Below are 22,804 nucleotides of genomic sequence, written 5' to 3'. Positions count from 1 at the left end.
CGACCGGTGAGCCGCTGCGCCTGATAGGTCGAGAGGAGCAGCCGGAGTGGCAGCGGGGCGCAAACAGGAGACCCCCGCCCATCGCGAGCGCCATGAGGAGACCATTTTCGGGTCCGGCGATCGCTGTCACCGCGATCCAGGCGATGAGCCCGAGCAGCAGCGCCGATTGCACGAAATTGAGCAGGCGGTGGCTGGCGGAGGTATTGGTCAGCGCGTCTCGTGGCCTCCGAGTTCGCGTCGGTCCTGATCGCGCACCAGCCAGTGGACAGCGCCGAGCGCAAGCGCCGCGCCCGCGAGTGCTGCAATCTTGGATGATTCCGTCTCGCTGAGGTCCAGGATGATGAATTTGCGCGCGATGGCGAGGAGCGCGATCAGCACGATCGTGCGGACTTGGAGGATCCCCAAGCTGCGCTCGGTCGCAACAAGAAGGGAGCGCTTGAACTCGAGCGCGATCACCACGGTGAAGATCATGCCGAACACCACTTGGAAAGTGGCGTAGTCGAGCGTGTCGAATGCCCCCAGAAGCAAGCGGTTCACGACTTCGCGCATCAGCGCCCAGACCGACGCCACGATGATCGCCGCAATGATGACGCTGAGGACGAAGATGACAACTTGCTCGAACTTCTCGTAGAGCGTCATCGTCGACCATTGTTCACGGGTCAGCCCGGATCGTTGCGAGTCTTTCATGATTGCCTCTCGAAAGCCGCCCCGGAGAGACAGGCTCCCCGGGGCTTTGCCAGACGGTGCGAGATCGCACGGAGCGGAGGGGACGCCGCAAACCGGCGACCCCCATGTGGCAAATCAGCCGTTCTTGACCTCGATGCGCTTGACCTTGGCCTGCGCCTCGGGAGTCTGGGGCAGCTTGATCGTCAGAACCCCGTTCTTGAAGGATGCTTGCGCCTTTTCGCCATCCACACCGGGGGGGAGCGGAATTGTCCGGTAGATCGCGCCGTAGCTGCGCTCGGAGAGATAGTATCCCTTCTTCTCCTCCTGGCGCTCGATCTTCTTCTCCCCCTTCACAGTCAACATGTCATCGTTGACCTTCACCTCGATGTCCTTCATCTCCATGCCCGGCAGCTCGATCGACACTTCGATCGCCTTGTCGGTCTCAACCATGTCGGATTTGGCTTCGCCGCTGCCCCAGGGCCATTCGAACTGACCGACCCGGTTCCAGAAGTTCTCGAACACATGGTTCATTTCGCGCTGGAGCGTCGCGATTGGGTTGTCTTCGCTGCTCTTGGCGTCTGGCGCGCCGTCCTTGCGCGCCCAGGGGATCAGGTCCTTGATCTGCATGATGGTGTCTCCTTCGATTTTCAGGCGCCTTTGACGGCGATCCTTTTTGGCTGCGCTTCAGGGGCTCGGGGGAGCGTCAAAGTGAGGACGCCTCCGCGCATTTCGGCCTCGATCCTGTCGGGGTCGAAATCCTCGGAAAGCGTGAAGCCCTCTCGAAATCACCCTCGCCATATTCGGCATAGGCAAGTTCCCGGTTTTCTGGCCGCATCGGCTCAACCTTGCCGCGGATCGTCAGTACGCGGTTTTCGAGTGTGATTTCGACCGCATCGGCGGCGACCCCAGGCATTTCGAGCATCATGGAGACACCCTGATCGGTCTCGACAATATCGGTCAGCGGGCGGTAGATGCGGCCGCCGCCAGCGGTCTCGGGCGCGTGAGTCGGCGTCTTTTCGGTGGCTTGCGTGATGTCGGTGCTCATCGTTCCAGCTCCTATCAGGCTGCCTTGATCTCGATTTTCTTTGGCTTTTCTGCCTCGGGCCGGGAGATGGCGATCCGCAATACGCCGTTCGTCATCTTCGCCTCCACCTTGTCATCCGAAGCCGTGAATGGCAGGCGGATAGCGCGGGAAAACTTGCCATAACCGCGTTCGTTGCGGTGCCAGCGCGCACCTTCGGGAACCTCGGGCAGCTTGCGTTCGCCCGACAGCGTCAGGACGTTGTCATTGACCGAAATTTCAATGTCGCCCGGTTCGATGCCGGGAAGTTCAGCGGTGACGGCAACGGCCTCGGAGCCTTGCCACACATTCACCGCCGGGAACGCCGCGCGGGACGGGGGCCAGAAGCCGCGGTCGAGATCGCGCATCATGGAGCGCATCAGCGCGAAGGGATCGCTGCGGCGCAGATATGTCGGATAGAGCATTGCTGGCCTCCTGTTGCTGATCGATGCCCCCGAACCGGCGGCATGGTCCGACCGGGCAACGGTGCCGGCTGGATGTCGGTTCGGAGACCGCCCATCAAGATAGGCGGATCCATTTATTATGCAAGCATATATGATGCTTGCATTGCACTTTGGGTGGACCGCAGTCTATCCTGTTTCTCATGCAAGACGGAGGAAAGATACCCTTGATCACTTCTGATCTCGCCCTGATCGGGACGACGATCCACCGGGTCGCGCAGCTCATCCAGCAGCGGATCGACAACGAGATCGGCGACAGCGGCCTGACCCGCCTGTCCTGGATGGCGGTGGCACATGTCGAGGATTCGCCCGGGCTGACCATCGGCGATCTGGCCGGGCGGCTGGAGGTGGGCCGGGCCACTGCGGGCCAGCTCGTCGATCGCATGGTACAGGGCGGTTGGGCAGAGCGGTGGGCGTCACCCGACGACCGACGGTCGCAGATCGTCACGGCAACGCCGAAGGCCAGGGCAATGCTGGAGGAACTCGCGCCGCGGCAATCGGCGCTCGAACATGAAATCCTGCAGGATTTGTCGGCGGACGAAAGGCGCATCCTGCTGGCGCTGCTCGAGCGGATCAAGTCGCGGCTTGGGTGCTAGGGAAAGGGGAAAGCGGTATGGAAAAGAAGACCGAATACAGCATCTGGTACTGGGTGATGCTTTCATAGCCGTGATCTTCATCCAGGATCTGATCGCCGGCTGGCAATCCGTGGCTCCCATCAGCTACAGCCAATTCGAAACCTATCTCGAGGACGGCAGGGTCGCGTCGGTCGCGGTCGGGTCAGACACCATCACCGGCGCCTTCACCGAACTCGTCGACGGCAAGAGCCAGTTCGTGACGACGGTCGTGGATCCCGGGATCCTGCAGCGGATCGACCGCTCCGGCGTCGAGATCACGGGCGTTCCTCAGAATACTTTTTCGGCACACTGATTTCCTGGGTGGCGCCAGCGCTTGTCTTCTTCGGAATCTGGATGCTGCTGTTCCGCAAGTTCGCCGACAAGCAGGGTTTTGGCGGCTTCATATCCCCAAAGGCATATTGCTCGTCGGGCCGCCGGGAACCGGCAAGACGCTTCTGGCGCGCGCGGTGGCAGGCGAGACCGGCGTGACCTTCTTTTCGATCTCGCGATCAGAGTTCGTCGAGATGTTCGTGGGCGTCGGTACCGCACGGGTGCGCGACCTGTTCGAGCAGGCCCGGAAATCGGCCCCGGCAATCATCTTCATCGACGAACTCGACGCTCTTGGATGGCGCGCTCCTCCGGCCAGATCGCCGGTGGCCATGATGAGCGTGAGCAGACGCTGAACCAGCTTCTGACCGAGCTCGACGGTTTCGACCCTTCAGTGGGCATCGTGCTCCTGGCCGCCACCAACCGACCCGAGATTCTCGACCCCGCGCTGCTGCGTGCGGGACGCTTCGACCGTCAGGTGCTGGTGGACCGGCCCGACAAGACGGGGCGTGTGCAGATCTTGAACGTGCACATGAAGAAAGTGACGCTCGCCCCAGACGTCGATGCCGAGAAGGTCGCAGCTCTTACTCCCGGCTCTTCCGGCGCGGATCTTGCCAATCTCGTCAACGAGGCAGCATTGCTCGCCACGCGCCGCAAGGCTGATGCGGTGACGATGGACGACTTCAACAATGCGGTGGAACGCATCATCGCCGGGTTGGAAAAGAAGAACCGCGTGCTCAATCCGCGCGAACGCGAGATCGTGGCGCACCACGAGATGGGGCACGCGCTGGTGGCGATGGCTCTGCCGGGGGTGGACCCGGTGCACAAGGTCTCGATCATACCGCGCGGGATTGGCGCGCTCGGCTACACCATCCAGCGCCCCACCGAGGACCGCTTCCTGATGACGCGGGAGGAACTCGAAAACAAGATCGCAGTCCTGCTTGGCGGGCGCGCGGCAGAGAAGATCATCTACGATCATGTCTCGACCGGGGCGGCGGACGATCTGGTCAAGGCGACCGACATCGCCCGCGCCATGGTCGCGCGGTACGGGATGGACGAAGACCTCGGGCATGTCAGCTACGACACCGATCGGCCCGGCTTTCTCGGCACCGGCGACCAGTCTTCCTGGCTAAACCGCCGCTACAGCGACGCCACTGCTAAGCGGATGGACGCGAAGGTGCGCGACATCGTGGATGGCGGGTTTAAGCGCACCCTCACCTTTCTTGAAACCAATCTGGATCTTCTCGAGCAATCGGCGCAGGATCTCCTGCAACGAGAGACAGGTCGCTGCGTGACACTGTCACTGGCGCCTGACTGGATAATGAAAACGGAGAAGCCGAATGACAAACGGAGCTTGCGATATTTGCGGTCGTCCGGCGACGGCGCGTGTGCGCGCCTCGGTGAACGGCAGGGTTCAGAACATGGAGCTTTGCGACCAGCATTACAGCGAAATGGCGCGCCGGTCGGGGCGCAGCGCCTCGCCACTGGAGTCCCTGTTCGGACGGCGTTCCCTTCTTGACGAGTTCTTCGGCGAGAGCAGTTTCGGCAGCCTCTTTGGTGACAGTCCGTTGCGAGGCGGCACGCTCGGCTCTATGGGTGATGGCGATGACGCTGTCGTCGACGCCACTTTCGACGAGGGCGCGCCGCGGCGTGGATCGCGGCGCGGCGGCGGACGCACCATCGCCGACCGGCTGAGCGAACAGGGCAACAAGCTGCTGCAGGATGCCGCACAGAAGGCCGGGGAATTCGGGCGCAGCGAGGTCGATACCGAACATCTGCTTCTGGCATTGACCTCGTCTGACGTAGTCAAGACGATCCTGGAACAGTTCAAGGTCGATGTGGACGATCTGCGGCGCCAGATCGAGAAGGAAGCGAAGCGTGGAGACGCCAAGACGGAAGGCGAAATCGGTGTCAGCCCGCGTCTCAAGGACGCGCTGAACCGGGCCTTCATCGCCTCGAACGAGCTTGGCCATTCCTATGTCGGGCCGGAACATCTGCTGATCGGGCTCGCCGAAGAGGGCGAAGGCCTCGCGGCCGCGATGCTGCGCAAGCTGGGGTTGACGCCGCAGGCGCTGCGTCAGCAGGTGACGAAGGTGGTCGGCAAGGGAGCCGAGGAAGGCCGCGTCGAGACTCCGTCGAACACCCCCGATCTCGACCAGTTCAGCCGTGACCTGACGAAGCTCGCCCGCGAGGGCAAGCTCGATCCCGTCATCGGCCGCGCCCGCGAGATCGAGACGACGATCGAAGTGCTGGCCCGCCGGAAAAAGAACAACCCGGTGCTGATCGGCGAGCCCGGCGTGGGCAAGACCGCCATCGTCGAGGGACTTGCACAACGGATCGTCGCGGGCGAAGTGCCCGAGGCGCTGCGCGACAAGCGGCTGGTCGAGCTCAACATCAACTCGATGGTGGCCGGGTCGAAGTATCGCGGCGAGTTCGAGGAGCGAGTGCAGAAGATCCTCAAGGAGATCACCGAGGAGAAGGACAGCCTGGTCCTGTTCATCGACGAGATCCACACCATCGTCGGCGCCGGCCAGGGCGGCGGCGAAGGTGGTCTCGACATCGCCAACACCTTCAAGCCGGCGCTGGCGCGGGGGGAGCTGAACCTGATCGGTGCGACGACGCTCAACGAGTACCAGAAGTACATCGAGAAGGACGCGGCGCTCGAGCGACGGTTCCAACCGGTTTATGTCGAGGAACCCACGATAGCTCAGGTCATCATGATCCTGCGCGGCCTGCGCGACACGCTGGAGGCGCACCACAAGGTGACGATCACCGACGAGGCCATCGTCGCGGCGGCCGAGCTTTCTGATCGCTACATCACTGGCCGCTTCATGCCCGACAAGGCGATCGACCTGATCGATCAGGCAGCCGCACGGGTGAAGATCAGCGCCACAGCGCGCCCCGTGGACGTCCAGGAGCTGGAGGCCGAAGCCGCGCAGATCAGGCGCGAGCAGGACTATGCCGCAGCCCGCAAGCAATTCGACCGGGCAGCGGAACTGAAGAAGGAGCTGGAGCAGAAGCAGAAGGAGCTGGACGAGCTTCTGGAGATCTGGAAGCGCGATCAGGCTTCGGCGACCGCCGAGGTGCGCGCCGATCACGTCGCGCAGATCGTCTCCAAGATCACCGGCGTTCCGGTCACGGACCTGACCACCGAGGAGAAGGACAAGCTCCTCAAGCTCGAGGAGAAGCTGCACGAGCGCGTCATCGGCCAGGAAGAAGCGATCCGCGCCGTGGCCGATGCGGTGCGCCTGGCGCGTGCGGGTCTGCGCGAAGGTTCCGGTCCGACCGCGACCTTCCTGTTCCTCGGGCCGACCGGGGTTGGCAAGACGGAACTGGCCAAGACGCTCGCGGAGGTGATCTTCGGCGACCAGGATGCGCTGATCCGTATCGACATGTCGGAGTATGGCGAGCGCCACTCGGTTGCCCGGCTGGTTGGCGCACCTCCGGGCTACGTCGGGTACGACGAAGGCGGGCAGCTGACGGAGAAGGTGCGCCGTCGGCCCTACTCGGTCGTGCTCCTCGACGAGATCGAAAAGGCGCATCCCGATGTCTACAACATCCTGCTTCAGGTGTTCGACGATGGCCGCCTGACAGATGGCAAGGGCCGCGTGGTGGACTTCACTAACACCATCATCATCGCCACCTCGAACCTCGGTTCGGACATCATCCAGCGCAACCTCACGAAACGCGGCAGCAGGGAGTTCGACGAGGCCAAGCAGAAATCCGAACTGATGGAGGTGTTGCGCGGTCATTTCCGGCCAGAGTTCATCAACCGGATCGACGAGATCATCGTCTTCCATTCGCTGAATCAGTCGGAGATCCGCCAGATCGTCGAGTTGCAGCTCAACCGGGTGAAGCGGACCGCCCTCACCCAGGGCGTCGAACTCGAACTTGATGTGAGCGTCGTGGATCACTTCGGCGCGGTCGGCTTCCGTCCCGAATTCGGTGCCCGCGAGCTACGCCGGCTGATCCGGTCGGAGCTGGAGACCGAGTTGGCTCGCGAATTGCTCTCGGGGCGGATCGAGGATGGCGACAAGGTCCGCGTCGCCTGGTCAGCGGACGAACAGAAGGTCGTGTTCGAAAAGATCGCAAGGGACACCGGTGAAGACAGCCCGGACGATCCGGCCCAAGCCGGGATCGGCGAGTCCAGCGCAGTTGCCGAAAACAAGGCGGACGCTCCGACGCCCGATGTCCCAGTCGACGCCAATGATAAGGAGCAGTCCAAGGGCGATAAGTCTACCGGATGACGTCGTGAAGGACTGGCCGGCGCGATGACGGTCGCGCCGGCTCATTTCGTCAAAAAGCGACAAGCAAGGTCATACGGCATGGAAGTCATCAGAGCATTTCGCAATCTCGACCGGCACGGCCAACAGCGCGCGCCTGAGGTCATCGAGGAAGAGGTGCGGCAACTTGAACCGCATCTTGTACGCTTCCGCGAGGATCTCGTCCGGCTCGAAGTCGTCGCCACCCAGACGAGCGGCAAGACGCGCATCGAGGTCAGCCTGCGCCTGCAACTGCCCTCGGGCGTGATCGCGGCACAGGAAGAGGGGTTCAAGATCGAGCCTGTCCTGCGCAAGGCCTTTGCCGACCTGCGCCAGCGAGTTGACCGGCATGTGGCGCGCCTCAAGCACGAGCCTGAATACAAGCGTCCCGCCCGCCGGCGCCGGATCGGCGCCCCGCTGCCGTCCGCGCGGGATGCGGCGGAAGCGGACCGGCGCCAACTCTTCTTCGACCTGATCGAGGATCATCTCGATACGGTCTACGATACCGTCAGGCGCGAGTTGACCTATCTCGAGTGTAGCGGGTCTGTGCCGGCTGGCTACCTGAGCGTTGGCGATATCGTCGATGCGACGATCCTCAACGGGCTCAACCGCTTCGAGCGGCGGCCGACCGAATTCTCCGTCCGGGACTGGCTGACGCAGCTGGCCTTCGAGACCGTCGAGGCCGAGGCGCAGGCTGCGCGCCGCGCGGTGCCCGAGGATGCCGCCTCGATCTACGAAGCGCCCCAGGCGCCTGGCGGAGAGCTTACCGAGTCTGATGAGGAGATGTTCGAGTTCTACCAGCCCGACGACGTGTTGAGGCTGGAGGAACTCATCGCCGACGACGGCGGCACGGATCCTGAGACCGAAATGAGTCGTCATGATATCGCCGTGACGCTGCACCGGGCAATCGCCGATCTTCCGTCGGTCGAACGCCGCGTTCTCTATCGGCTCCACCTAGACGACGCCACGCTTGCGGAGACGGCGGACCTCCTCGGCCTTTCCGAAGCAGAGGTCGAAGAAATCGCCGAGAAGGCGGGCGAGACACTGCGCAGAAAGCTTGTCGAAGCGGGGTTGATCAGCGAGGCATCGGGGCGCGCGCCCATCGAACGGGAAATTGCCCTGACGCAGCGCCTGCCCCAGCCAGTCGAGTACCGGCGCCGCGTGGCTGCCGCGCTCGCCGGCGCGGAGACAAACGCAGAAAACTGAGTTGAAACAGGAACAGGAGATGGACCAATGAGAACAGCCTATGAAAACCCGACCGACAAGATGCAAGACATGCTGTGCAGCCTGTCCCGGAATTGGTGGGCATTCGTGTTGCGCGGCGTGCTCGCATTGATCATCGCGGTGCTGGCCTTCGTCATGCCTGCGGAATCGCTTCTGGCGCTCACGCTGGTCTTCGGCGCGTTCGCCTTTGCCGACGGCGTGTTCGGCCTCGTCGCCGCGATACGTAACATCCGCAAGGGCAAACGCTGGGGCTGGCTGATGTTCAGCGGCCTCCTGGGGATCGCCACCGGCGTCGTCGTGGTTGTCTCGCCCTTTGTCGCGACGCTCGTGCTTGCGACATTCCTCTGGGCCAGCATCGCATTCTGGTCCGTGTTCTCCGGCGTCCTGGAAGTCGTGGCGGCGATTCGCCTGCGCAAGGATATCAAGGGCGAAATCTGGCTCATCCTGAGCGGCCTTCTGTCCGTTACCCTGGGGGTCTTAGTGACCTGGATGCTGCTGACGCGCCCGCTCGAAAGTTTTCTTGCGCTTGGCTGGCTTCTTGGCTTTTACGCCGCCTTCTTCGGAGCAATGATGCTCATGTTGGGCCTGCGGCTGCGCCGCGCCAATCACACGGAGCACGACAAAAGTCCCGAAGCCAACCAAGCCGTAGGCACATGACTCGCGGAATGACGACCGGGCGGCCCATCGGCAACGAGGATGATTTTACTCGATGGGACGAGACAATCTTTGACCGCTGTCTAAAGGCTGGTTTCAATCCTTTCGGCAGCGGTCCGACGCCGGTTTTCCCGCAGCCGAGTGGCGAAGAACAAAGCTGCGAGAAGCCCAATGTTCGGCTGAGGGCAGATTGCAAAGAGGACGATCGCCAATGAAGTACAGCCTGCGCGATCTTGCCTACCTAGTTGTCGCCACCTCGTTTGGGGTCGGCATCTATTTTATGTTTCGCGCAATGTATATGTCGGAAGAGCCTCTGCCGTTTGCCCAAGAGGTGACGCTGGTCTTTCTGGGCGCCGTCGTCACGATCGCTCTTACCGCCGCTCTCCTCAATCGTCAGACAGAACTCGAGCTTCGGAAAGAAGGAAGGGTTATCATCCTTCAGCAGCAATGCGATATATACATGTCGTGCATAGAAAAGGTCGCGGAAATTGTCGAGAACGCAAAGCATGAGGCCGGGCTGATCGATGATCTGAGGGTTCTCAATCATAAGCTTGCGGTGGTAGCCAGCGAAGAGGTTGTGATCCGCTTTGAGGTCGTTCTCGACGCCCTGTTGTCCGGCTTTGCGGACGGCGCGCTTTCCGAAGCTGACGGCGAAAAGGTGATGCAGTCCGTTGCCGATCTGACAACGGCAATGCGATCTGACGTGCTCCAGAACACGGCCTTGACCTCAACGAATGCGGCGAGCGCCATTCGCCGCAACTCGACGCGAATGGAGAAACTTGACGATCTCAATTTTGGAGCGGAGCTCGCAAAGATTAAGAAGGAGAAACGTCATGATGCGCGGCCATAACCGCCCGCCCTTTCCGCCGACGATACCCGGGACCAACATGAGGTCTTGGGACGTTCCGACCGCGATCATTTACCGGCCGGCTCGTTCCGCGATGACGTCGGCGCCGCGGCCCAACTACTGGATACTGGAATTCGAGCCGTCTCGACCCCTGCAGGTCGAGCCGCTGATGGGATATACCTCCAGCAACGATCCCTACCGTTCGATCCGGCTGAAATTTCCCGACCGCGAAAGCGCCGTGGAATTCGCGGAGCGGCAGGACTGGCGCTATTTCGTGCGTGAGGATGTGGCTCACCGGCATGCGCCTGACCGCTGGCGGGGAGAGGAACGGCATCGACTCCACAAGGGAGCCGATGCGCCGGAAGCCTTCCGCATCCCGTCCCGCGTGGATCACGGTCGCTCGGATCACCGCCTCCGGCGCGCGGTCGAGCAGAAAGGCACGGTGGACCTGTCGTCGCAAGAACAGGCCGAATTCGATCCGGTGCTCGAAGCCTCGCTCGAATCCTTCCCGGCCTCCGATCCCCCGGCCTGGACGGTGACGTGACCCCCGTTTCTCATCCAGCCATAACAAGAGTCCGAGGTTGATCTGGGTAGAGATTGGTTGGGTTGGCAATAGGGCGGCCTGCGCAGCCGTCAACCAGCGCAGCAGGCCGCCCTGCGTTTCCAGCAAGGGCTTGCGCGTAGGCCTGCGGCGTCAGCCAGCCGAGCTTCGAGTGCGGTCGCCGTTCGTTGTAGTCACGCCGCCAGGCCTCGAGCACCGCGCGCGCATGCGGCAGGGATCGAAACAGCGTCTCGTTCAGCAGCTCGTCACGCAGGCGCCCGTTGAAGCTCTCATTGAAGCCGTTCTGCTGGGGCTTGCCCGGCGCGATGTAATGCCAGCCGACGCCGGTGTCGTCGGCCCACGCCAGGACGGCGTTCGAGGTGTATTCCGTGCCGTTGTCGCTGACGATGGTGTCGGGTCGGCCCCGCTGCCGGATGACGGCGTCCAACTCTCGCGCCACCCGAGCGCCCGACAGCGAGGTGTCGGCCACCAACGCCAGGCACTCGCGGGTGAAGTTGTCGATCACCGTCAGGATGCGGAAGCGCCGCCCGTCCGTCATCTGGTCAGAGACGAAGTCCAGCGACCAGCGCTGGTTGGCCACCAGCGGCAGGTCCAGCGGTCGCCGCCTGCCCATTGCTCGCTTCCGACCGCCGCGCGGGCGCACCGTCAGCCGTTCCTCACGATAGATCCGCTGAACCCGCTTCCTGTTGACCGCATGGCCCTCGCGCCGCAGCAGGACGTGCAGGCGGCGGTAGCCGAACCGGCGACGCTCCTGGGCGAGGGCCCTCAGGATCCCGATGATCTGCTCTTCCGTGAACCGTGATCGCTTCATTCTGTCCGTCCTTCGTTAGGGCGGACTCTAGCTATTCCTGGAGGAGTTTCTGGGGGTCACGTCAGACTGCCCATGCGGTTCGGAGCAAGGGCGGTGAAGGAGAGATCGATGCCTTGCTCGAACAGATCGCAAATAGTCGGACCCGGCTCCAGGCTGCTCGGGAAATCAGCCAGATCGGTGATTTGCTGGCCCTGATCTATCGGTGCGAAGATCGCATCAAGGCCATCAAGCGAGGTTCGCGACGGCAGAAATCTCCGGCCCATGCATTGAGAATGTAGGAGCCGCGATCTCAGGCAGCTTCGGGTGCTGGTCATGACGGGGAATGGCTAGGCCGTTGACGGCCCAATAGGCGTCGCCACAATTATATTCGGAGTGCAGCAATCAGGGCGTCCCGAGCCATGGCCACGCGCGGGTGTCGCAGCGATGAGCGTGCCCAGACGAGGTAGTAAGCGTTGCGCGGCACCGTGACCGGGGCGGGTATCTCGATCAGCGTGCAGGCAGCGCGTTCGCTGCGGGTGAGATAGCCGGGCATCACCGTCCAGCCGAGACCCGCGCACAATCCCGATCGCAATACTCTCAAATCGGGCGCGGTCAACGCGGGCTGGCTCGTCAGCTCGAGCTGGTTTGCATGGAGCCAGGTTCGCAGCAGCGGCCGGTCGAGGTCGTAGGCGAGGTGGGCCGTCCGGTTGAGCCCGTCGGCAAGCGGCAATTCGGCAATCCGCATGGCCACGGCGGGCGAGGCTACGGCGCGCAGGTGTTCCTCGCCCAGCGCATGGAAGGCCAACCGCGGATCTTCGGGTTGCGAGGCGGTGACGGCCAGGTGCACCTTGTCCTCCAGGAGCAAGGCATAGAGCGCCTCGCGCCCGCCGATATGCAGGCGCAGGTCCAGCCCTGCCTCCAGCAGCGGAGCCAGCCGGGGCGTGATCATTTCGCCCAGCAGGTCCGACGGCGCGGCGATGTGGACCGTGCCCGAGATGCGCGACGATCGGGCCCGCGCGCTGGCCAGTGCCGATTCCGCCGTGTCGAGGCTGCTTCCGATCGAAGCCGCCAGATCGTCGGCAATCGCTGTTGGTCGAACACCCCGCGAATGGCGATCAAACAAGGGACGGCCCAATTGCGCTTCGAGTGAGGCGATGTGCTGCGACGCCGCCGGTTGGGTGATGCCGATTGCCCGGGCCGCCGCGCTCAGTGAAAGACGGCGGTAGACTTCGACGAAGGTGCGCAACTGCAGGAGGGACATTCCGGTTCCATAAGCGGATTTATGGCCGTCCGCCATTCCCGCTGGATTTCATGATGCCGTTCCCTGCGTATCTAAGCCGCCGAAAGGAACGATCGAATGCAAAATCGCCGCCAACTGCTGAAAGCACTCACCGCTGTCTTTGTGGCGGGTGCGGCTGCGCCGGTTGCGTTTGCTCGTGTCCCCGACATCAATGGAAAAGGACAATTGACGATGACCCGCATTCTCATGGTGGCCACCTCCGCCGACCGAATGATTCCCGGCACCGAACCGACGGGTGTCTGGCTCGAGGAACTTACCACCCCGTATTATGCCTTCCGCGATGCGGGCGCCGAGGTGACGCTGGCCTCGATCAAGGGCGGCGCCATCCCCGTCGACCAGCGCAGCGTCAACGCCGACGGCGAGAACGACGCTTCGGTCGAGCGCTATCTGAAGGACGAGGCCCTGAAGGCCGAGGTTACCAGCACCCCTGTATTCACAAGCATCGATCCCGCCGGCTACGACGCGCTGTTCCTGCCCGGCGGCCACGGCACCATGTTCGACTACCCCGGCAGCGACGAACTGGCCCGCCTGGTCGAACGCTTCGACCGCGAAGGCAAGATCGTTGCCGCCGTCTGCCATGGACCGGCAGGGCTGGTCTCGGCGAAGAAGGCCGATGGCACGCCCCTCGTGGCTGGCCGCCGTGTCGCGGGCTTCACCGACAGCGAGGAACGCGCGGTCGGCCTCGACAAGGCCGTGCCGTTCCTGCTCGAAACGCGCCTCAAGGAACTTGGCGGCAAGCACGAGAGCGGCCCCGATTTCGCCCCATTCGCTTTGCGCGACGGCAACCTTGTGACCGGCCAGAACCCCGCCAGCGCAACCCGCACCGCGGAGCTCGTGATGGAAGCCCTCAAGGACAAGGACGTCTGATCATGCGGTATCTCCACACCATGCTGCGCGTCGCCGATCCCGAGGCGGCGGTCCGGTTCTTCACGCTGCTGGGTCTCAGGGAGACCCGGCGCATGGAGAACCAGGCCGGGCGTTACACGCTGATCTACCTTGCCGCCGACGAGGATTTCCGCGGCGACGGCGAGCAGGGCGATGCCGAGGTCGAGCTGACGTACAACTGGCCGCCCGAGGATGGCAGCGCTTCCGAGAAATACACGGGCGGCCGAAACTTCGGCCATCTCGCCTACGGGGTCGACGACATCTACGAAACGTGCGCGCGACTGCAGGCGGGCGGCGTGACGATCAATCGCCCCCCGCGTGACGGATACATGGCGTTCGTCCGCTCGCCGGACGGGATCTCGATCGAACTGCTGCAGAAGGGCGAACACAAGGCTCCGGCCGAACCCTGGGCCTCCATGCCCAACACGGGCGAATGGTGATGGCGAAATTGTTTGAACCGATTGAGGTTGGCGGGCTGCGGCTCGCCAACCGCATCGTCATCGCGCCGATGTGCCAGTATTCGGCAGTCGACGGCGCGATGACCGACTGGCACCAGATGCATCTCGGCCAGTTGGCGCTATCGGGCGCCGGCGCGCTAACGATCGAGGCGACTGCTGTGAGCCCGGAAGGGCGCATCACCTACGGTGACGTCGGCCTCTACGACGACCGTACTGAAGCGGCGATGCAAAGCGTGCTCGAAAGCGTGCGCCGGTGGTCGGACATGCCGCTGATCATCCAGCTGGCGCATGCCGGCCGCAAGGCGAGCTGCGCCAAGCCGTGGCACGGCGGAACGCAAATCGCCCCCGATACGGAGAATGGCTGGCAGACCGTGGCACCCAGCGCCATTCCCTTCGCTCCGGACGACCATCCCCCTGTCGAACTGGACAAGCCGGCTCTTGCCCGCATCCGGGAGGCGTTCGCGGATGCCGCCCGGCGAGCCGGCAGGCTCGGCATCGAAGCCATCCAGATCCACGTCGCGCATGGCTATCTGCTCCACGAGTTTCTTTCGCCGATCTCCAACCGGCGCGGCGATGAATACGGCGGCAGTCTCGACAACCGGATGCGGTTCCCGCTCGAAGTGTTCGCTGCCGTGCGCGAAGCGTTTCCGGCCGACCGCCCGGTGACCGTCCGCGTTTCCGGGGCCGACTGGGTTGAAGGCGGCTGGACAGCGGAAGAAACCGCACGGTTTGCGCAGGAACTGGAGCGGCGCGGTTGTTCGGCGATCCACGTGTCCAGCGGCGGCCTCGACCCGCGCCAGCAGATCCCTGTCGGCCCCGGCTATCAGGTGCCGCTGGCGCGGACGGTCAAGGACGCGGTTGCCATGCCTGTCGTGGCGGTCGGAATGATCACCGATCCACACCAGGCAGAGCGCATCCTCGAAGACGGGCATGCCGACGCCATAGCCATTGCCCGCGCTGCGCTGTGGGATCCGCGCTGGCCTTGGCACGCCGCCGCCGCGCTCGGCGCATCGGTCAAGGCGCCGCCGCAATACCTCCGGTCCGAGCCCCACGAAGCGGGCCGCATCCTCAAAGAAATGACACCATGAAAACCTCGGTCAAAATGCTTCTGGCCGCTGGCGCTGCCCTCTCGCTCGCCGCCTGCGCGATGACCCGCGAGGGTGCATCCGCGCCCCAGATCGAACAGGTCGCGACCTTCGATGGCGCGATGCCGACTGGCGTGACCGTCGCCCCCAACGGGCGCATTTTCGTCAACTTCCCGCAATGGGGCGACAACGCGCCGTTCACGGTTGCCGAGCTGGTCGACGGCAAGGCGGTGCCTTATCCCGACGCCGCGACCAACCGGCCCGATCCGGCCGACCCGGCGGGGCATTTCATCTCGGTGCAGAGCGTGGTGGCAGACGGCGCCAATCGCCTGTGGGTGCTCGACACGGCGGCGCCCAAATTCTCTCAACCGCAGGCCGGCGGTGCAAAGCTGGTGGCAATCGACCTTGCGACCGACCGGGTGGTGAAGACGATCGTCCTGCCGCCCAGCGTGGTGCTGCCCACGACCTACCTCAACGACGTGCGCTTCGATCTGCGTCAGGGCGCCGAGGGCGTCGCCTACATCACCGACAGCAGCAACGCCGGTGTCGGCGGCATCATCGTCGTCGATATCGCCAGCGGGCGTGCAATCCGGCGCCTGTCGAACCATGCGACGACCAACCCCGAGCCCGGCTTCACCCCGGTCGTCGACGGCGCGGTGCTCATGAACCGTCCCGCCGATGGACCCGCGACGCCGGTAGCAATCGCGAGCGACGCGATTGCGCTCAGCGCCGACGGCAGCCTGCTGTATTATGGTCCGCTGTCGGGCCGCACGCTTCACGCGGTGCCCACGGCGTTGTTGCGCGATCCCGCGGTGTCCGAGGAGGAGCTGGGCCGCGCGGTCCGCAGCCTGGGGCGCAAAGGCGCCTCGGACGGGATAGCCGAAGACGACAAGGGCCGCGTGTTCGCCGGCGATTACGAGAACAACGCAATCCGCGTGCTCGACCAGGGCCGCTGGACGACGGTGGTCAGCAACCCGCGCATCAGCTGGCCCGACACGCTGTCGATCGGCACCGACGGATATCTCTACTTCACCACCAACCAGCTCCACCGCCAGCCCGGCTTCCACGGCGGCCGAGACCTGCGCCGCAAGCCCTACGAGCTGCTCCGCATCAAGGTGGGCGCGGCTCCCGTCCTGTTGCGCTCGCGGTGACCCCATCAGGCCGGGCGGGCTCCCGCGGAGCCGCGATCCGGCGAAAAATCAACAACTGACTTGAAGGAATACAGTCATGACCAAGGGTATCGAAGGCAAGGTCGTTCTCATTACCGGCGGCAGCACCGGCATCGGCGCAGAAACCGCGCGTCTTCTCGCGGAACGCGGCGCGAAGGTGGCCATCGCCGCGCGGCGCAAGGACAGGCTCGATGAGGTCGTCGCGGACATCGCCGCAATTGGCGGCACGGCACGTAGCTACGCGCTGGACGTGACCGACAAATCGGCGGTCCAGTCCGTCGTCGCCGCAATCATTGCCGACTTCGGCCGCCTCGACGTGCTGATCAACAACGCCGGGCTGATGCCGATCCGTCCGATGGCCGAGGTCAACACCGACGAGTGGGACCAGATGATCGACGTCAATCTGAAGGGTACGCTCTACGGCATCGCGGCGGCCCTTCCCGGTTTTCTCGAGCAGGGCAGCGGTCACATCATCAACTTGAGCTCGGTTGCGGGCATCAAGGTCTTCGCACCGGGCGGCACGGTCTACTCCGGCACCAAGTTCGCCGTCAGCGCGATCAGCGAGGGCTTGCGCCACGAGGTGGGGGAAAAGGTCCGGGTCACGTCAATCGAGCCTGGAGCTGTCGAAAGCGATTTGAAGTTCACGACCTCTGGCGCGGCTGCCGAGACGGTGCTGGACTTCTACAAGCAGGCCATCCCGGCGGCATCGGTGGCGCGTGCTATCGCGTTCGCTGTCGAACAACCTGATGACGTCGACGTCAACGCGATCGTCATCCGGCCGACCGCACAGCAGTTCTGATTTCGACGAGGAGGCGGGGCCGCGTGTGCTCCGCCTCATGGGGAACGTACCGGCCCGCTCGTCCGTTACTTTGCCGAATAATATCTGTCCGTTTCACTTGAGGAGTCATTTATGCCCAAACTTGCCCTGTATGTACCACTGAAGGCCAAGCCCGGAAAAGAGCGCGATGTCGCCAATTTCCTGACCTCGGCATTGCCGCTCGTTCAAGCTGAGGCGGGCACTCTGACCTGGTATGCGATCGAGGAAGGTCCCGGTGCGTATGCGATCTTCGATACGTTCGACACAGAGGAGGAACGGCAGGCCCATCTTGACGGCAAGGTTGCCGCCGCACTGATGGACAAGGCAGAAGAACTGTTTTCTGAACCGCCGCAGATTCACAAGTACACCCTGCTGGCCGCGAAATAGCGGAGCGGTGGGCACCCTAAGCTGCCGTTTGACTGCAGGGTAAGGCTCGTGTTTCCATCCGGAATGGATGGCCCGGTCGGATCGGGAAATAAATAAATGGATATGACAGGTCATCCGCGATAGTGGATGGCCTTGTCTTTTGCGCTTATCACACCTCTGAATTTACTGATAAGGCGCCGTTGATGTGTCGCGACGTAACGGCACCATTGGTTCGCGGGAGATTCTTGAGCACATCGATTTGGCCCGTTATTCGGCTGTTCTGGCCCAGTCATTCAGAAAACCGCCGTGAATAGATCCCAGGATGGCCCTACGAGAAGGAACCTCTCAGGTAGCAGAAGGTTCAGGAAACTGAGATCACTTGGAAGGTGCGATGTCCTCCGCCGTTGCGATGGACCGGATCATCAGCAAGCTTACGATTTGATGACGCGTTGGGAAGAGCAACGAAAGGAGGAGAACCGTGAAAGCTGTCGTGTACAACGGGGCCAAAGATGTTTCTGTCAATACCATCGATGATCCCAAGATCGAAAAGCAGACCGATGTTATCATCCGGCTGACCACGACCAATATCTGCGGGTCGGACCTTCACATGTATGAGGGCCGTACCAGCTTTGAGAAGGGCAGGGTCTTCGGTCACGAAAACCTTGGCGAGGTCATCGAAGTCGGCGCTGCCGTAGACCGTATCAAGAAGGGCGATCGCGTGTGCATGCCGTTCAACGTCGGTTGCGGTTTCTGCGAAAATTGCGAACGCGGTTTGACGGGTTTTTGCCTCACGACCAACCCTGGAACCGCCGGCGCAGCGTATGGCTTTGCCGAGATGGGTCCGTGGCAAGGTGGTCAGGCCGAGTTGATGCGCGTTCCTTATGCGGACTTCAATTGTCTGAAGCTGCCTGAGGACGCTGAGGAGAAGGAGGATGACTATGTCATGCTCTCCGACATCTTCCCGACGGGTTGGCATGGCGTCGAACTGTCCGGTTTCCTGCCTGGCGAAAGCATCGCGATCTACGGCGCCGGTCCGGTCGGTTTAATGGCCGCCCACTCAGCGGAAATCCGCAGTGCCTCTCAGATCTTCGTGGTCGATTCCCACGATGATCGCCTGCAGCTGGCCGAGGCAATGGGCGCGATCCCGATCGACATGCGCAAGGGCGATCCCGCCCAGCAAATCCTTGACGCGACCGGCGGCCTAGGGACCGACCGGGGGGTCGAGGCGGTCGGATACCAGTGTTGCGATCGCCACGGCAAGGAGCGCAGCAATTACACGATGAACTGCCTCGTAAAAAGCACGAAGGCCACCGGCGGCATCGGCGTCGTAGGCGTGTTCATCCCGGAAGACCCGAATGCGCCTGACGATCTCCAGAAGGAAGGCAAGATGGCGTTCGACTTCGGCAATTTCTGGTTCAAGGGCCAGAAGATCGGTACCGGCCAGTGCAATGTAAAGCACTACAACCGGCGACTGATGAAGCTGATCGAGCAAAACCGGGCTAATCCTGCCCAAATCATCTCGCACCGACTGCCGCTCGATCAGGCGCCAGACGCCTACAAGCATTTCGATGCGCGCGATGATGGATGGACAAAGGTCGTGCTTAAGCCGACCGCCTGACCTTAGTCTTCTCCGAAATAGGGAATAAATGATGACGTTAGAGGGCAAATCAGTTGCCATTCTGATCGCACCCGCGGGACGGAAGAACCAGAGTTCTCGAAGCCCAAGCAAGCTGTCGAGGAGGCTGGCGGCAAAGTGACCGTGGTCAGTTTTGACCGGGCGAGGCTCACACGGTCAATAACGATCTCGACGAGGGCGGCAGCTATACTATCGACAGAGCATTTTCCGATGTCAGAGCCGACGATTTCGACGGACTAGTTGTGCCCGGAGGGACTGTCGGTGCCGACAAGCTGCGCGGCAGCGCCGAGGCAATTGACTTCATCCGGGCTTTTTTCGATCAGAAAAAACCGGTTGCCGCGATATGCCATGCACCCTGGACATTGATCGAGGCGGGCGTTCCTGAGGGTTGCACCTTGACGTCCTACCCGACGCTGAAGGTCGATATCGAGAACGCCGGCGCTACATGGGCCGATGAGGAAGTCGTGGTCGCCAACGGCCTTGTGACCAGCCGCGACCCCGATGATTTACCCGCCTTCTGTGGCAAGCTCGTTGAGCAAATCGCGGAAGGTGCGGGCGCTGGGCCTGCGGCCTCGAATTAATACGGGACGGTTTCGACGAACCATGTGAGGGCGCGCTCCCTAGTGAAGGTCCTCACAAACAGGCGTAGCGGATGGCCGACGATTGACTGTCCGCTACGCCTAGTATCAGACGAAAACGGCGCACTTCCGAGCACTCAATCCCCAAGCCGCGTCACCCGCGGTGACACCTCGCCGGCTCCCGTTTTCAGATTCGACCATTTCAGCGTGCGTACGGTGGAGATAGGCCTGATCGAACGTGCGTCCGGCCAGGTTTACGACCTACAGCGCCGCTTTGAGATAGGGGGCGGTGAGACTGCCTTCTGCTTCCGCAACGACGCCAGGGACGCCGCTGGCAACGATACGGCCGCCATCTTCCCCAGCCCCCGGTCCCAGATCGATGACCCAGTCCACCTGCGTGATGGCGCGCATGTCATGTTCGACGACGACGACGGTATTGCCAGCGTCAACGAGGCCCTGCAGGTGTTGCATCAGCCGGTCGGCATCGGAGGGGTGAAGCCCCGAAGTGGGCTCGTCGAGGATGTAGATCGTGTTGCCGCGCTGGGCGCGTTGCAGTTCAGTCGCCAGCTTGATACGCTGCGCCTCCCCGCCAGACAGCTCGGTCGCAGGCTGTCCGAGCCTCAGATAGCCAAGACCGATCTCCCGCAACACGTCGAGGGAGCGCATCACAGATGCCTCGCCAGCGAAGAAATCGCACGCGTCGTCGACCGTCAGTTCGAGCACCTGGGCGATATTGCGCCCGTTCCATTCGACTTCGAGCGTTTGCGGGTTGTAGCGAGAGCCATGACAGGTCGAGCACGGCGCAAAAACGCTCGGCAGGAACAGCAGCTCCACCATGACGTATCCCTCGCCCTCGCACACCGGGCAGCGGCCTTGCGCGACGTTGAACGAGAACCTTCCCGGGCTGTAGTGCCGCCGGCGGGCGAGCGGCGTATCAGCGAAGATCCGTCGCACATGGTCGAACATGCCGCTGTAGGTGGATAGGTTCGAGCGCGGCGTGCGGCCGATCGGTTTCTGATCGACCCGCACCAGCCTGCGAACATGCTCCATGCCTGCGACAATGCGTCCTTCAGTGTCGTTCTGCGCAACATCGAGCAGCGGATCGATATCCTCCTCCTCGGCCACGGGGGAGCCGCCGAGGTGTTCCGTGACGAGCTCGGGCAGCGCCTGACTGACAAGACTGGATTTACCCGATCCCGAAACGCCGGTGACAGCGGTGAAGCAGCCGATGGGAAACTCGACGTCGAGACCATGGAGATTGTTCCGCCTGATCCCTTCCAGGCGTAGCCATGCCTTGGGATCGCGCGGTGTGCGCTCACTGCGGAGCGGCTCTGCGAACAGGTAGCGGCGGGTGATCGAATTCTCGACGTCGGCAAGCCCCTCTATCGGCCCGCTGTAGAGGACTTCACCGCCCTTTTCCCCGGCTCCTGGCCCGACATCGACGAGCCATTCCGCGCGGCGGATCACGTCGAGATCATGTTCGACGACGAACAGGGAGTTGCCCGCCGCCTTGAGACGCTCGAGGATGGTGAGCAAGGCTTCGCCATCTGCCGGGTGCAACCCTGCCGAAGGCTCGTCAAGCACATAGACCACGCCGAAAAGCTGTGACGAAAATTGCGTGGCAAGCCGCAAGCGCTGCAGCTCTCCGGAGGAGAGCGTCGGCGTGCTGCGGTCGAGCGAAATGTAGCCAAGGCCAAGATCGATCAGCGGCTCTAGCCGCTCGATCAATTCGCAGGCAAGGCGTTGGGCGGCGATCCGCTTCTCGTCGGAGAGATTGGGCGTGCGGCGTACGTCGGGCGCGCTCTTGTGCGCAGAGCCGCCCGCCGCAACCCGTTGTTCGACCGCTGCATCGCGGGCTGCTTTTTCCAGAACATGGCCCTTTGAGGGGGCAGAGACCGCCCCATACGCGCCATGCGCGACGGGCATCAGCAAGTCCTTCAGCTTGAGCAGCGTAAGGTCGCCGAACTCGGCAATGTCGAGGCCGGCGAACTTGACCGACAGGGCTTCGCGCTTCAGGCGCTTGCCGTCGCAGGTCGGGCAATCGCGGCCGATGATATATTGCGAGACGCGCTTCTTCATCAGCGCGCTTTTAGTGTTGGCGAAGGTTTCCAGCACATAGCGGCGCGCGCCGGTGAAGGTGCCCTGGTAGCTCGGCTCCATGCGGCGTTTGAGCGCCGTCCGGGTCTGTTCGGGCGTCAGGCCCGCATAGACCGGCACCGTTGGCGCCTCTTCAGTGAAGAGGATCCAGTCGCGATCCTTTTTCCGCAGGTCGCGCCACGGCGTGTCGACGTCATAGCCGAGCGAAACGAGGATATCGCGCAGGTTCTGCCCATGCCAGGCGGTCGGCCAGGCGGCGATCGCCCGGTCGCGAATGGTGAGGCTGTCGTCAGGAACCATCGTCTCTTCGGTCGCGTCATATACGCGGCCGATGCCATGGCAGGTCGCGCAGGCCCCCGCGACCGTGTTGGGGGAGAAATCCTCCGCATAGAGCATGGGTTGATGGCGCGGATATTCGCCGACGCGCGAATAGAGCATCCGCACCAGGCTGGAGAGCGTCGTCACGCTGCCGACCGAGGATCGCGCGTTGGCCGAGCCGCGCTGCTGCTGCAACGCGACCGCAGGCGGCAAGCCGTCGATCGCGTCGACCTCCGGCACGCCGGCCTGGTCGATCAGGCGACGGGCATAGGGCGCAACCGATTCCAGATAACGCCGCTGGGCTTCGGCATAAAGGGTGCCGAACGCGAGCGATGACTTGCCCGAGCCCGATATGCCAGTGAACACCACGAAGGCGTCGCGAGGTACATCGACGTCAACATTTTTGAGGTTATTCTGGCGCGCGCCGCGAACCTGCACGCAAGCGGGCGGCCCCGTATGCCCATGATCGGTGGCCGGCGTCGTCGCGTGAAGATCCCTGCTCTTCAATTCAGTCTTCCTGCCCTATACGCCCGTGCGGCCCGTGGTTCATCAGTCGGGTAACAGATGAATGCATTTCCGACTCACTACATCCAACGGCCAGGCTGGCCCGATGTTCGGTACCTTTGAA

At 63.0% G+C, this 22,804-nt stretch carries 20 protein-coding genes and 3 pseudogenes; 15 read left to right on the top strand and 8 right to left on the bottom strand.

Annotation, left to right across the window (positions count from 1 at the left end; translation table 11 throughout):
* Positions 1–207: 207 nt before the first annotated feature.
* From HX774_RS02085 to HX774_RS02070, 4 genes and pseudogenes are all read right to left on the bottom strand, one after another.
* Positions 208–687, bottom strand: a complete 480-nt coding sequence (locus tag HX774_RS02085; RefSeq protein ID WP_178823797.1) for a phosphate-starvation-inducible PsiE family protein — start codon at positions 685–687, stop codon at positions 208–210.
* 114 nt (positions 688–801) lie between these two features.
* Complete coding sequence (locus HX774_RS02080; protein ID WP_178823796.1) at positions 802–1,293, bottom strand: Hsp20/alpha crystallin family protein; 492 nt, start codon at positions 1,291–1,293, stop codon at positions 802–804.
* Between the two features lie 20 nt (positions 1,294–1,313).
* Positions 1,314–1,579: pseudogene (locus HX774_RS02075) on the bottom strand (Hsp20/alpha crystallin family protein).
* A 146-nt stretch (positions 1,580–1,725) separates the two neighbouring features.
* A complete protein-coding gene (locus HX774_RS02070; protein ID WP_178823793.1) occupies positions 1,726–2,151 on the bottom strand; it encodes an Hsp20/alpha crystallin family protein in 426 nt (141 codons plus the stop codon).
* 203 nt (positions 2,152–2,354) lie between these two features.
* Between HX774_RS02070 and HX774_RS02065 the strand changes: the two genes are divergently transcribed.
* The 7 genes and pseudogenes from HX774_RS02065 to HX774_RS02035 all read left to right on the top strand — a co-directional run bounded on the left by HX774_RS02065 (position 2,355) and on the right by HX774_RS02035 (position 10,659).
* The gene (locus HX774_RS02065; protein WP_114817476.1) at positions 2,355–2,783 is read left to right on the top strand and encodes a MarR family winged helix-turn-helix transcriptional regulator; all 429 of its coding nucleotides are present in this window, start codon (positions 2,355–2,357) and stop codon (positions 2,781–2,783) included.
* 17 nt (positions 2,784–2,800) lie between these two features.
* A pseudogene (ftsH, locus tag HX774_RS20330) lies at positions 2,801–4,410 on the top strand (ATP-dependent zinc metalloprotease FtsH); the annotation flags it as partial.
* Positions 4,411–4,468: 58 nt separating this feature from the next.
* The gene (locus HX774_RS02055; protein WP_114817477.1) at positions 4,469–7,375 is read left to right on the top strand and encodes an AAA family ATPase; all 2,907 of its coding nucleotides are present in this window, start codon (positions 4,469–4,471) and stop codon (positions 7,373–7,375) included.
* A 24-nt stretch (positions 7,376–7,399) separates the two neighbouring features.
* The gene (locus HX774_RS02050) at positions 7,400–8,596 is read left to right on the top strand and encodes a sigma-70 family RNA polymerase sigma factor (protein ID WP_255499900.1); all 1,197 of its coding nucleotides are present in this window, start codon (positions 7,400–7,402) and stop codon (positions 8,594–8,596) included.
* 27 nt (positions 8,597–8,623) lie between these two features.
* Positions 8,624–9,271 (top strand): HdeD family acid-resistance protein, encoded by a 648-nt coding sequence (locus HX774_RS02045; protein WP_178823789.1) that lies wholly within the window; start codon positions 8,624–8,626, stop codon positions 9,269–9,271.
* A 208-nt stretch (positions 9,272–9,479) separates the two neighbouring features.
* Positions 9,480–10,118, top strand: coding sequence for a hypothetical protein (locus HX774_RS02040; protein WP_114817480.1), 639 nt, complete (start codon positions 9,480–9,482; stop codon positions 10,116–10,118).
* Entirely contained in the window at positions 10,102–10,659 is a 558-nt protein-coding gene (locus HX774_RS02035; protein ID WP_255499899.1) for an NADH dehydrogenase ubiquinone Fe-S protein 4, read from the top strand. Before HX774_RS02040 ends, HX774_RS02035 begins: the two co-directional genes overlap by 17 nt.
* A gap of 10 nt (positions 10,660–10,669) precedes the next feature.
* Here the strand turns inward: HX774_RS02035 and HX774_RS02030 are convergent.
* From HX774_RS02030 to HX774_RS02020, 3 genes and pseudogenes are all read right to left on the bottom strand, one after another.
* Positions 10,670–11,503, bottom strand: a pseudogene (locus tag HX774_RS02030) (IS3 family transposase); the annotation flags it as partial.
* A gap of 41 nt (positions 11,504–11,544) precedes the next feature.
* Positions 11,545–11,751, bottom strand: coding sequence for a hypothetical protein (locus tag HX774_RS02025; protein WP_114817482.1), 207 nt, complete (start codon positions 11,749–11,751; stop codon positions 11,545–11,547).
* A 98-nt stretch (positions 11,752–11,849) separates the two neighbouring features.
* Positions 11,850–12,728 carry a LysR family transcriptional regulator gene (locus tag HX774_RS02020; RefSeq protein WP_178823788.1) on the bottom strand — a complete coding sequence of 293 codons (879 nt, stop codon included), beginning with the start codon at positions 12,726–12,728 and terminating at the stop codon, positions 11,850–11,852.
* Between the two features lie 96 nt (positions 12,729–12,824).
* On the opposite strand from HX774_RS02020, the gene HX774_RS02015 reads away from it, so the two are divergent.
* The 8 genes from HX774_RS02015 (at position 12,825) to HX774_RS01980 (ending at position 19,764) form a co-directional block, all read left to right on the top strand.
* Positions 12,825–13,634 (top strand): type 1 glutamine amidotransferase domain-containing protein, encoded by an 810-nt coding sequence (locus HX774_RS02015; RefSeq protein ID WP_211306071.1) that lies wholly within the window; start codon positions 12,825–12,827, stop codon positions 13,632–13,634.
* A gap of 2 nt (positions 13,635–13,636) precedes the next feature.
* Positions 13,637–14,092, top strand: coding sequence for a VOC family protein (locus tag HX774_RS02010; RefSeq protein ID WP_211306070.1), 456 nt, complete (start codon positions 13,637–13,639; stop codon positions 14,090–14,092).
* Positions 14,092–15,198: an NADH:flavin oxidoreductase/NADH oxidase gene (locus HX774_RS02005; RefSeq protein ID WP_211306069.1), complete on the top strand. Its 1,107-nt coding sequence runs from the start codon at positions 14,092–14,094 to the stop codon at positions 15,196–15,198. Before HX774_RS02010 ends, HX774_RS02005 begins: the two co-directional genes overlap by 1 nt.
* Positions 15,195–16,346, top strand: coding sequence for an L-dopachrome tautomerase-related protein (locus tag HX774_RS02000; protein ID WP_178823786.1), 1,152 nt, complete (start codon positions 15,195–15,197; stop codon positions 16,344–16,346). The genes HX774_RS02005 and HX774_RS02000 overlap by 4 nt, the downstream gene beginning before the upstream one ends.
* Before the next feature lie 76 nt (positions 16,347–16,422).
* A complete protein-coding gene (locus tag HX774_RS01995) occupies positions 16,423–17,163 on the top strand; it encodes an SDR family oxidoreductase (RefSeq protein WP_178823784.1) in 741 nt (246 codons plus the stop codon).
* A 111-nt stretch (positions 17,164–17,274) separates the two neighbouring features.
* Entirely contained in the window at positions 17,275–17,568 is a 294-nt protein-coding gene (locus HX774_RS01990; protein ID WP_178823782.1) for a putative quinol monooxygenase, read from the top strand.
* A 457-nt stretch (positions 17,569–18,025) separates the two neighbouring features.
* Positions 18,026–19,165 carry a glutathione-independent formaldehyde dehydrogenase gene (locus HX774_RS20325; RefSeq protein ID WP_178823780.1) on the top strand — a complete coding sequence of 380 codons (1,140 nt, stop codon included), beginning with the start codon at positions 18,026–18,028 and terminating at the stop codon, positions 19,163–19,165.
* Between the two features lie 209 nt (positions 19,166–19,374).
* The gene (locus HX774_RS01980) at positions 19,375–19,764 is read left to right on the top strand and encodes a DJ-1/PfpI family protein (protein WP_370523279.1); all 390 of its coding nucleotides are present in this window, start codon (positions 19,375–19,377) and stop codon (positions 19,762–19,764) included.
* 258 nt (positions 19,765–20,022) lie between these two features.
* Here HX774_RS01980 and HX774_RS20260 read toward each other — a convergent pair whose 3' ends face one another.
* A complete protein-coding gene (locus HX774_RS20260; RefSeq protein ID WP_178823839.1) occupies positions 20,023–22,614 on the bottom strand; it encodes an excinuclease ABC subunit UvrA in 2,592 nt (863 codons plus the stop codon).
* Between the last annotated feature and the right edge of the window lie 190 nt (positions 22,615–22,804).

Source organism: Brevundimonas sp. P7753 (genome assembly GCF_013386595.1).
GTDB lineage: Bacteria > Pseudomonadota > Alphaproteobacteria > Caulobacterales > Caulobacteraceae > Brevundimonas > Brevundimonas bullata.
This window is presented reverse-complemented; position numbering and strand designations above follow the sequence as displayed.

What these genes read in the sequence shown, in the direction of transcription:
- HX774_RS02040 (WP_114817480.1), top strand. Translation starts at nt 9,480, where the DNA reads ATGAAGTACAGCCTGCGCGATCTTGCCTACCTAGTTGTCGCCACCTCG.
- HX774_RS02000 (WP_178823786.1), top strand. Translation starts at nt 15,195, where the DNA reads ATGAAAACCTCGGTCAAAATGCTTCTGGCCGCTGGCGCTGCCCTCTCG.
- HX774_RS02020 (WP_178823788.1), bottom strand. Translation starts at nt 12,728, where the DNA reads ATGTCCCTCCTGCAGTTGCGCACCTTCGTCGAAGTCTACCGCCGTCTT.
- HX774_RS02085 (WP_178823797.1), bottom strand. Translation starts at nt 687, where the DNA reads ATGAAAGACTCGCAACGATCCGGGCTGACCCGTGAACAATGGTCGACG.
- HX774_RS01995 (WP_178823784.1), top strand. Translation starts at nt 16,423, where the DNA reads ATGACCAAGGGTATCGAAGGCAAGGTCGTTCTCATTACCGGCGGCAGC.
- HX774_RS02005 (WP_211306069.1), top strand. Translation starts at nt 14,092, where the DNA reads ATGGCGAAATTGTTTGAACCGATTGAGGTTGGCGGGCTGCGGCTCGCC.
- HX774_RS02025 (WP_114817482.1), bottom strand. Translation starts at nt 11,751, where the DNA reads ATGGGCCGGAGATTTCTGCCGTCGCGAACCTCGCTTGATGGCCTTGAT.
- HX774_RS02045 (WP_178823789.1), top strand. Translation starts at nt 8,624, where the DNA reads ATGAGAACAGCCTATGAAAACCCGACCGACAAGATGCAAGACATGCTG.
- HX774_RS02035 (WP_255499899.1), top strand. Translation starts at nt 10,102, where the DNA reads ATGATGCGCGGCCATAACCGCCCGCCCTTTCCGCCGACGATACCCGGG.
- HX774_RS02010 (WP_211306070.1), top strand. Translation starts at nt 13,637, where the DNA reads ATGCGGTATCTCCACACCATGCTGCGCGTCGCCGATCCCGAGGCGGCG.
- HX774_RS02050 (WP_255499900.1), top strand. Translation starts at nt 7,400, where the DNA reads ATGACGGTCGCGCCGGCTCATTTCGTCAAAAAGCGACAAGCAAGGTCA.
- HX774_RS02015 (WP_211306071.1), top strand. Translation starts at nt 12,825, where the DNA reads ATGCAAAATCGCCGCCAACTGCTGAAAGCACTCACCGCTGTCTTTGTG.
- HX774_RS02055 (WP_114817477.1), top strand. Translation starts at nt 4,469, where the DNA reads ATGACAAACGGAGCTTGCGATATTTGCGGTCGTCCGGCGACGGCGCGT.
- HX774_RS01990 (WP_178823782.1), top strand. Translation starts at nt 17,275, where the DNA reads ATGCCCAAACTTGCCCTGTATGTACCACTGAAGGCCAAGCCCGGAAAA.
- HX774_RS02070 (WP_178823793.1), bottom strand. Translation starts at nt 2,151, where the DNA reads ATGCTCTATCCGACATATCTGCGCCGCAGCGATCCCTTCGCGCTGATG.
- HX774_RS02080 (WP_178823796.1), bottom strand. Translation starts at nt 1,293, where the DNA reads ATGCAGATCAAGGACCTGATCCCCTGGGCGCGCAAGGACGGCGCGCCA.